The organism is Paenibacillus sp. 203 (assembly GCF_037027525.1).
GTDB lineage: Bacteria > Bacillota > Bacilli > Paenibacillales > Paenibacillaceae > Paenibacillus > Paenibacillus polymyxa_B.
The window spans coordinates 1-7,964 of the sequence record NZ_JAXCHD010000030.1; the positions used below are offsets into that span (position 1 = coordinate 1).

Sequence of the window (7,964 nt, forward strand, 5' to 3'; positions counted from 1 at the left end):
CGACTTGCATGTATTAGGCACGCCGCCAGCGTTCGTCCTGAGCCAGGATCAAACTCTCCATTAAAGACCAACCGAAGTTGGTTTATAGAAAGAGCGATAAGCTCATTTTGAAACTGACGAGATAAAATATCTCTTGTTTGATTTTGCGAACAAAATCGTTTTACTCACTCGTTGTTCAGTTTTCAAAGATCAAACATTTCTCTTTCGCCGCGTTTTTCAGCAGCTATAATAGCATAGCATGTTCGTTTCAAAAATGCAAGGATTATTTTTTTCTTTTTTTGAAGATCATTTCACCCAAGCTTTTCGCTTTTGAAACTGCTGTTTTGTTGTCAGCTCAAATAATATATCATTTTCAGCAATAGAAAGCAACTTGTAAATAATCCCTTTTTAACCTTGATCCCTTCCACCTTTTAGTCAACCATTATTAGCTCCACTGTTACTTCAAAACAGCTAGTTCATAAAATGTCATGTGTTCAGTTCCATTTAATATAAATACATTTTATTGGTAATTAGCCGCTATACGACGTTGATTAGTTTTTTTCTAATCTATATTGTTCGTTACCCCATGTACTAGATTGTTAGAAAACATGCAGCAAGGCGAAGTCTCTTGGACCCCGCCTAATGGTATTCATATATTAGAGGCGACAAATTTCATGGGCACATTGGCCGTACGAAGGACAGCAGCACATGCCACGTAATACCTTAAGATCGTGAATGACAATCTTTCCATCCCTTGTATCTAGGGTTCCCTGCTCTTTCAGCGCGCTCAGCATCCGGTTCACACTCTCTCGCGTCGCTCCAATCATCTCACCTAATTCGGAGTGACTTAGCTTCATATTTAGTAAAATGCCATCCTTCACAGCCACGCCACATGTATTGCTAGCACGGATCAATGTAGATGCTAACGCTCCAGTTTTACCATACAACAGTAAGTCCCGAAAACGCGATTGCATAATGCGTTGCTTCATCGCCATCCACTGGATGAACTGAAGTGCCATTTCCCCATTTTTGGACAAGAGCGACTCCAAATCCTTAACAAGCACGACGCCTAACTCACACACATCGGCTGTTTCCGCAGTGCAACTATACTCTTCTCCATCTATCCCGCTAAATTCCCCTATTAAGTCGCCTTGATGCTGAATGGTCAGAATCAGTTCTTTACCATCTTCTGTCGATTTACGAAGTTTAACATGACCTGAATGTATATAATAAAGCTGCTCTGCATCATCGCCTTCTCGGAAAAGCATAACGCCTGCCTTTACCTTCTTCCAGGACATAATATCTTTTAGCAGAACAAAATGTTCTTCTGTCAAATAAATCTGAATTCCCGTGCGTTCCGCTTCGTCCCCAAACCGTTCCATACAAGTGGCTTGCATGTTAGCGTCCTCCTCGTGTTTACCTGATATCTATATCATAATGTTTTAATGCCTGGGTTGTTATCGGGAGAACACCTGATTTTATACCTTCCTACTCCCTGATTTACTGTGATAAATATCACTTCCGAGGTAAGCTAACGCCCCATTTATCGACCTTTTCCTTACTCCTTACCCGACCTCATGAAAACTCAGTGTTTCCTGCGCCTATAGATCAGGGGGTTCCCTGATCTACTTTTGTAACTGTCGGAACTACAATGAATTAGAGATATAGTGGGTTATGAAAAAGGATGTGTCTTCTATGCTACAAATAACGGATGAAATGCGAAAAGAACTGAACCAGTTAAGAGATACTATTTATAGTGATCTCACTGCCCTTGCATTTATGTCCAAGTCGGGTGGTAAGCTGCATTGGTATTACGCCTCCGGCAACCGAAGCAATCGCTATCGCCTTATTTCTTTTAAGATTGGCCATGGTATTGCCGGGATGGCTGTTCGCTTGGGACGTATCGTGACTGTAAGTGCTTTACTATCAGGTAGTATACGTCTGCGTCAGGAGTGTGCACTAATGCTGGCCGAGCAGCTTCACTCTGCTGTTGCTATTCCCTTTTCCAGCACAGGGGATCTGCCTAACGGTGTGCTGCTTCTTGGTAATCGTGATGTGAGGACGTTCACAGAGTCTGATGTGGCCGAGGCCACTCAAGTCGCTCAACGCCTTAGCCAACTATGTGCTTACCCTCTCACTCCATAGATCAACAATGTTTCTGTAGATAATAAAACTCATAAAATACTTGATAGGGCTGTCCCTAACTATCTTTGTTGATTGAAATCCCTAAAATTTGCTATGATTATGACAAAACGCACGGTTTTTTTACCGTTCGAGGGGATGACAAATTGATTCGTATACTAGTAGTGGATGATCATGTTGTCGTACGTTCTGGCCTTATGGCCCTATTGGACGGCAAAAATGGTATTAAGGTCGTAGGAGATGCAGCAGACGGGGATGAGGCGATCCGCAAAGCAGTAGAGCTACAACCTAATGTCGTACTCATGGATTTTAGCATGCCACCTGGCAAAGATGGTCTCACGGCAACTACTGAATTAAAAAAACAGTTGCCCGATACAGAAGTCCTTATTTTAACGATGCATGACGATGAAGAATATCTGTTCCGAGCCATTCAAGCTGGAGCATCCGGATATATTTTAAAAAGCGCACCTCACGAGGAGTTACTCGCTGCCATCCAGTCTGTGGCCGAAGGTAGTGCCTATTTGTACCCGAATGCAACCAAACGACTGATGAGTGAATATCTGGACAAAATCAAACAGGAAGGCATAGCTGGACCCTATGAATCTTTGTCTGAGCGGGAAAAAGAGATTCTATCCTGGGTAGCCAAAGGATATGCCAACAAGGAAATTGCCGAGCACCTGGTGATTAGTGTCAAAACCGTAGAGTCCCATAAAAGCAATCTTATGGAGAAGCTTAACTTGAAAACACGACCTGAGCTAGTCAAATTCGCACTAAAAAAGGGGCTGCTCCATTATGAATGAACCTTCTAACCCTTTACTGCAGCATGCCTTTGGTGAATCAACCGATAAACTGCTGAATGATCTGGAAATTTATATACCAGAATCCCCTTTTCTTCATGCGCTGCGTAACTCACTCCACCAATTATCCAATCTGAAATTTGCTTTAGATACGTCTTCCATCGTTGCTTTGACCGATCATCGAGGTATTATTCAGTACGTAAACGACAAGTTCTGTGAGATTTCGCAATACAGTCGTGAAGAGCTGATCGGTCAGGATCATCGTCTTATTAATTCAGGCTATCATACCTCTGCCTTCATGAAAAACCTGTGGACTACGATCCGTTCAGGTAAGGTATGGCAAGGAGAAATACGTAATCGTGCTAAAGATAACAGCTACTATTGGGTGAATACTACGATCGTTCCGTTTATGGATGAGGAAGGTAAACCCTATCAGTACTTAGCGATCCGCAATGAGGTCACTAAACTGAAGAAAGTAGAAGCAGAACTCCAGTCTATGATGACGCAAGTCATGCAAATACAGGAAGAAGAACGTAAACGCTTTTCAAGAGAGCTGCATGATGGGATAGGACAAAGCTTGTTTTCACTTATCATCCAATTGGATAGCCAACTTGCCGAACAACCTAGTCCTACTCTGGAGAATCTTCGTTCGCAGGTGACCGACATCATCAAAGATGTTCGTGGTCTAGCGTGGGAACTTCGTCCCTCAGTTCTGGATGATCTGGGTGTCGTCCCAGCCATAAGAACCTATATTGAAAACTTCTGTTCTCATTACGGGATTGAGGTGCATTTTCAATGCAATCTACGTAAACGGGTTGATATTCGCAAGGAAATTGCAATTTATCGGATTGTACAGGAGGCATTAACGAATGTAGCCAAATACGCAGATGTAGCAGAGGCATATGTCGACGTTGAGGATCAAAATGAAATGATACAAGTGACCATTCGGGATGAGGGCATTGGATTCTCTGGAAAGTCCCAAGGAGAGGGAGTTGGATTGTTCAGTATGGAAGAACGAGCTAGAGGGGTAGGGGGATTTATGAGCATAACCTCTGCTCCAGACAAGGGAACCTCCATCCAGCTGACCATTCCCGTGTAAAAACTGTCCACTAAATCGGTTATCGGTGTATGCCTGTTGTATGATCAGAACGATATACACCGATACCGAAGATTATGGATAATCAACACATTGTGGATTACATGAGGATAAATACAAAAAAAAGAGAGAGCTCTGTCCCCAGACAGGCTCTCTTTATTTATAAGGTGTCACCACTGAGGCAACAAGAATCCGCTATAGCAAAAAGCGGGTGATGGGAATCGAACCCACGCTACCAGCTTGGAAGGCTGGAGTTCTACCATTGAACTACACCCGCAAATCAGTATCGGGATGACACGATTTGAACATGCGACCCCCTGGTCCCAAACCAGGTGCTCTACCAAGCTGAGCTACATCCCGACATTATACATTTTTTTTTAAGAAATGGCGCGCCCTGAGAGATTCGAACTCCCGGCCTTTTGATTCGTAGTCAAACGCTCTATCCAGCTGAGCTAAGGGCGCATATTAAATTCCATAATGAGTAGTCAAGGCGCCACCCAGATTTGAACTGGGGAATGAAGCTTTTGCAGAGCTTTGCCTTACCACTTGGCTATGGCGCCGTATGGATAATGGAGCGGACGACGGGAATCGAACCCGCGACCCTCGCCTTGGCAAGGCGATGCTCTACCGCTGAGCCACGTCCGCAAAATATGGTGCGGTCGAGAGGACTCGAACCTCCACGGGGGGTTAGCCCACACGGACCTGAACCGTGCGCGTCTGCCAATTCCGCCACGACCGCAAAATAATTATAAATGGTGAGCCATGAAGGACTCGAACCTTCGACACCCTGATTAAAAGTCAGGTGCTCTACCAACTGAGCTAATGGCTCTTAATGGCTGGGGATATAGGATTTGAACCTATGCATGACGGAGTCAAAGTCCGTTGCCTTACCGCTTGGCTAATCCCCAATAGATTAAGAATAAAGGGCGGCCGATGGGGCTTGAACCCACGAATGCCGGAGTCACAGTCCGGTGCGTTAACCACTTCGCCACGACCGCCATATGATTATGAAAAGACTGGTGGAGGATGATGGATTCGAACCACCGAACCCGTAAGGGAGCAGATTTACAGTCTGATGCGTTTGGCCACTTCGCTAATCCTCCAGAATGGTGCCGGCGAGAGGACTTGAACCCCCAACCTACTGATTACAAGTCAGTTGCTCTACCAGTTGAGCTACACCGGCACATTACTCATTTCCCACTTGAAAGGTGGCTCGGGACGGAATCGAACCGCCGACACGAGGATTTTCAGTCCTCTGCTCTACCGACTGAGCTACCGAGCCATATTTTGTTTTATTACTACATCATATAATCCGCACTTTATATGCCAATTATATATGAAGTTAAAATGGCGGAACTGACGGGATTCGAACCCGCGATCTCCTGCGTGACAGGCAGGCATGTTAGGCCTCTACACCACAGTTCCAGAGGCATTTCCAACAGGAAATTAATTGCGGGGGTAGGATTTGAACCTACGACCTTCGGGTTATGAGCCCGACGAGCTACCGAACTGCTCCACCCCGCGACATTAAAAGGCATTTCTCAAATTTTCTTATGGTGGAGGCTGAGGGGATCGAACCCCCGACCCTCTGCTTGTAAGGCAGATGCTCTCCCAGCTGAGCTAAGCCTCCATATTATGACCCGTAGGGGATTCGAACCCCTGTTACCTCCGTGAAAGGGAGGTGTCTTAACCCCTTGACCAACGGGCCTTGCAAAATAAGTTCTGGTTTCAATAAATTTATGGCGGAGAGAGAGGGATTCGAACCCTCGCACCACTTTCGCAGTCTAACCCCTTAGCAGAGGGTCCCCTTATAGCCACTTGGGTATCTCTCCGAGTAGCGGCAGAGGGGATCGAACCCCCGACCTCACGGGTATGAACCGTACGCTCTAGCCAGCTGAGCTACGCCGCCACCTTATATATAAAATTCAGAAATATTCAAAACATGGCTCCCCGAACAGGACTCGAACCTGTGACAACTCGATTAACAGTCGAGTGCTCTACCAACTGAGCTATCAGGGAATATTGGTGGAGCCAAGCGGGATCGAACCGCTGACCTCCTGCGTGCAAGGCAGGCGCTCTCCCAGCTGAGCTATGGCCCCAATCTTTTTGTTATTCTGGAAGTGGTGGGCCTTAGTGGACTCGAACCACCGACCTCACCCTTATCAGGGGTGCGCTCTAACCAGCTGAGCTAAAGGCCCTAACATGCAAAACTTCATTATCCTTTGAAGGATATCGCTTGGCGACGTCCTACTCTCCCAGGACCCTGCGGTCCAAGTACCATCGGCGCTGGAGGGCTTAACGGTCGTGTTCGGGATGGGTACGTGTGGAACCCCTCCGCTATCGCCACCAAACATGAATTTGCTGTGCAAATTCTACATTCAAGGTTACACCCTGAAAACTGGATCCGAAACTTATTTGCGTTTTATTTTAGGATAAGCCCTCGACCGATTAGTATTGGTCAGCTCCATGCATTACTGCACTTCCACCCCCAACCTATCTACCTCGTCGTCTTCAAGGGGTCTTACATACTGGGAAATCTCATCTTGAGGGGGGCTTCACGCTTAGATGCTTTCAGCGCTTATCCCTTCCGTACATAGCTACCCAGCGGTGCTCCTGGCGGAACAACTGGTACACCAGCGGTACGTCCATCCCGGTCCTCTCGTACTAAGGACAGCTCCTCTCAAATTTCCTACGCCCACGACAGATAGGGACCGAACTGTCTCACGACGTTCTGAACCCAGCTCGCGTACCGCTTTAATGGGCGAACAGCCCAACCCTTGGGACCTACTTCAGCCCCAGGATGCGATGAGCCGACATCGAGGTGCCAAACCTCCCCGTCGATGTGGACTCTTGGGGGAGATAAGCCTGTTATCCCCAGGGTAGCTTTTATCCGTTGAGCGATGGCCCTTCCATGCGGTACCACCGGATCACTAAGCCCGACTTTCGTCCCTGCTCGACTTGTAGGTCTCGCAGTCAAGCTCCCTTCTGCCTTTGCACTCTTCGAATGATTTCCAACCATTCTGAGGGAACCTTGGGGCGCCTCCGTTACTCTTTAGGAGGCGACCGCCCCAGTCAAACTGCCCACCTGACACTGTCCTCGCACCGGGTCACGGTACCAAGTTAGAACCTAGATACGATCAGGGTGGTATCCCAAGGATGCCTCCTCTCAAGCTGGCGCTCAAGATTCTACGGCTCCCACCTATCCTGTACAGATCGTACCCAAATTCAATATCAAGCTGCAGTAAAGCTCCATGGGGTCTTTCCGTCTTGTCGCGGGTAACCTGCATCTTCACAGGTATTAAAATTTCACCGGATCTCTCGTTGAGACAGCGCCCAAGTCGTTACGCCATTCGTGCGGGTCAGAATTTACCTGACAAGGAATTTCGCTACCTTAGGACCGTTATAGTTACGGCCGCCGTTTACTGGGGCTTCGGTTCATAGCTTCGCCCGAAGGCTTACCACTCCCCTTAACCTTCCAGCACCGGGCAGGCGTCAGCCCGTATACTTCGCCTTGCGGCTTCGCACAGACCTGTGTTTTTGCTAAACAGTCGCTTGGGCCTTTTCACTGCGGCCCCCTCGGGCTATTCACCCTACCGAGGCACCCCTTCTCCCGAAGTTACGGGGTCATTTTGCCGAGTTCCTTAACGAGAGTTCTTCCGCGCGCCTTAGAATTCTCTTCTCGCCTACCTGTGTCGGTTTGCGGTACGGGCACCTTCTCCTGGCTAGAGGCTTTTCTTGGCAGTCTGAGATCATGACCTTCGCTACTATAATTTTCGCTCCCCATCACAGCCCAGCCTTACGATGTGCGGATTTGCCTACACACCAGCCTCACTGCTTAGACGGACATCCATCAGTCCGCGTCACTACCCTACTGCGTCACCCCATCGCTCATAACGGATTACGGTGGTACAGGAATTTCGACCTGTTGTCCTTCGACTACGCCTATCGGC

At 47.4% G+C, this 7,964-nt stretch carries 4 protein-coding genes, 21 tRNA genes and 3 rRNA genes; 3 read left to right on the forward strand and 25 right to left on the reverse strand.

All coding sequences use genetic code 11. The features are described 5' to 3' along the window. Positions 1-64: ribosomal RNA gene (locus tag WA407_RS26015) — 16S ribosomal RNA — on the reverse strand; the annotation flags it as partial. 571 nt (positions 65-635) lie between these two features. Next, entirely contained in the window at positions 636-1,376 is a 741-nt protein-coding gene (locus WA407_RS26020; RefSeq protein ID WP_061832126.1) for a Crp/Fnr family transcriptional regulator, read from the reverse strand. 298 nt (positions 1,377-1,674) lie between these two features. On the opposite strand from WA407_RS26020, the gene WA407_RS26025 reads away from it, so the two are divergent. From WA407_RS26025 to WA407_RS26035, 3 genes are all read left to right on the forward strand, one after another. Then, positions 1,675-2,124, forward strand: a complete 450-nt coding sequence (locus WA407_RS26025) for a GAF domain-containing protein (protein ID WP_254330916.1) — start codon at positions 1,675-1,677, stop codon at positions 2,122-2,124. A gap of 143 nt (positions 2,125-2,267) precedes the next feature. Beyond that, positions 2,268-2,921 carry a response regulator gene (locus WA407_RS26030; protein ID WP_016818376.1) on the forward strand — a complete coding sequence of 218 codons (654 nt, stop codon included), beginning with the start codon at positions 2,268-2,270 and terminating at the stop codon, positions 2,919-2,921. Next, entirely contained in the window at positions 2,914-4,017 is a 1,104-nt protein-coding gene (locus tag WA407_RS26035; protein ID WP_254330917.1) for a PAS domain-containing sensor histidine kinase, read from the forward strand. Before WA407_RS26030 ends, WA407_RS26035 begins: the two co-directional genes overlap by 8 nt. 203 nt (positions 4,018-4,220) lie before the next feature. On the opposite strand, the gene WA407_RS26040 is transcribed toward WA407_RS26035, so the two are convergent. The 23 genes from WA407_RS26040 to WA407_RS26150 form a co-directional block, all read right to left on the reverse strand. Further along, positions 4,221-4,291 (reverse strand) — tRNA-Gly (locus tag WA407_RS26040). Between the two features lie 9 nt (positions 4,292-4,300). Next, positions 4,301-4,374: transfer RNA gene (locus tag WA407_RS26045), tRNA-Pro, on the reverse strand. 25 nt (positions 4,375-4,399) lie between these two features. Then, a tRNA-Arg gene (locus tag WA407_RS26050) sits at positions 4,400-4,476 on the reverse strand. 26 nt (positions 4,477-4,502) lie between these two features. After that, positions 4,503-4,574, reverse strand: a tRNA-Cys gene (locus WA407_RS26055). A 10-nt stretch (positions 4,575-4,584) separates the two neighbouring features. Continuing rightward, a tRNA-Gly gene (locus tag WA407_RS26060) sits at positions 4,585-4,659 on the reverse strand. Positions 4,660-4,665: 6 nt separating this feature from the next. Then, a tRNA-Leu gene (locus WA407_RS26065) sits at positions 4,666-4,753 on the reverse strand. Between the two features lie 14 nt (positions 4,754-4,767). Continuing rightward, positions 4,768-4,843: transfer RNA gene (locus tag WA407_RS26070), tRNA-Lys, on the reverse strand. Positions 4,844-4,847: 4 nt separating this feature from the next. Then, positions 4,848-4,922 (reverse strand) — tRNA-Gln (locus WA407_RS26075). Between the two features lie 17 nt (positions 4,923-4,939). Further along, a tRNA-His gene (locus tag WA407_RS26080) sits at positions 4,940-5,012 on the reverse strand. A gap of 19 nt (positions 5,013-5,031) precedes the next feature. Then, positions 5,032-5,117, reverse strand: a tRNA-Tyr gene (locus tag WA407_RS26085). Between the two features lie 4 nt (positions 5,118-5,121). After that, a tRNA-Thr gene (locus WA407_RS26090) sits at positions 5,122-5,197 on the reverse strand. Between the two features lie 26 nt (positions 5,198-5,223). Next, positions 5,224-5,296: transfer RNA gene (locus tag WA407_RS26095), tRNA-Phe, on the reverse strand. A gap of 66 nt (positions 5,297-5,362) precedes the next feature. Beyond that, positions 5,363-5,439: transfer RNA gene (locus tag WA407_RS26100), tRNA-Asp, on the reverse strand. A 25-nt stretch (positions 5,440-5,464) separates the two neighbouring features. Next, positions 5,465-5,538 (reverse strand) — tRNA-Met (locus tag WA407_RS26105). A gap of 30 nt (positions 5,539-5,568) precedes the next feature. Next, a tRNA-Val gene (locus WA407_RS26110) sits at positions 5,569-5,644 on the reverse strand. A 6-nt stretch (positions 5,645-5,650) separates the two neighbouring features. Then, positions 5,651-5,722 (reverse strand) — tRNA-Glu (locus WA407_RS26115). A gap of 32 nt (positions 5,723-5,754) precedes the next feature. Then, positions 5,755-5,846: transfer RNA gene (locus tag WA407_RS26120), tRNA-Ser, on the reverse strand. Between the two features lie 3 nt (positions 5,847-5,849). Continuing rightward, positions 5,850-5,923: transfer RNA gene (locus WA407_RS26125), tRNA-Met, on the reverse strand. A 34-nt stretch (positions 5,924-5,957) separates the two neighbouring features. After that, positions 5,958-6,033 (reverse strand) — tRNA-Asn (locus WA407_RS26130). A gap of 4 nt (positions 6,034-6,037) precedes the next feature. Further along, positions 6,038-6,113 (reverse strand) — tRNA-Ala (locus tag WA407_RS26135). A gap of 22 nt (positions 6,114-6,135) precedes the next feature. Further along, positions 6,136-6,212 (reverse strand) — tRNA-Ile (locus tag WA407_RS26140). A gap of 36 nt (positions 6,213-6,248) precedes the next feature. Next, positions 6,249-6,365: ribosomal RNA gene (rrf, locus tag WA407_RS26145) — 5S ribosomal RNA — on the reverse strand. Positions 6,366-6,442: 77 nt separating this feature from the next. Continuing rightward, positions 6,443-7,964, reverse strand: a 23S ribosomal RNA gene (locus WA407_RS26150); the annotation flags it as partial.

Bases quoted from the DNA above. Each gene is read 5' to 3' on its own strand.
- WA407_RS26025 (WP_254330916.1), top strand. From the start codon at position 1,675: ATGCTACAAATAACGGATGAAATGCGAAAAGAACTGAACCAGTTAAGA.
- WA407_RS26020 (WP_061832126.1), bottom strand. From the start codon at position 1,376: ATGCAAGCCACTTGTATGGAACGGTTTGGGGACGAAGCGGAACGCACG.
- WA407_RS26035 (WP_254330917.1), top strand. From the start codon at position 2,914: ATGAATGAACCTTCTAACCCTTTACTGCAGCATGCCTTTGGTGAATCA.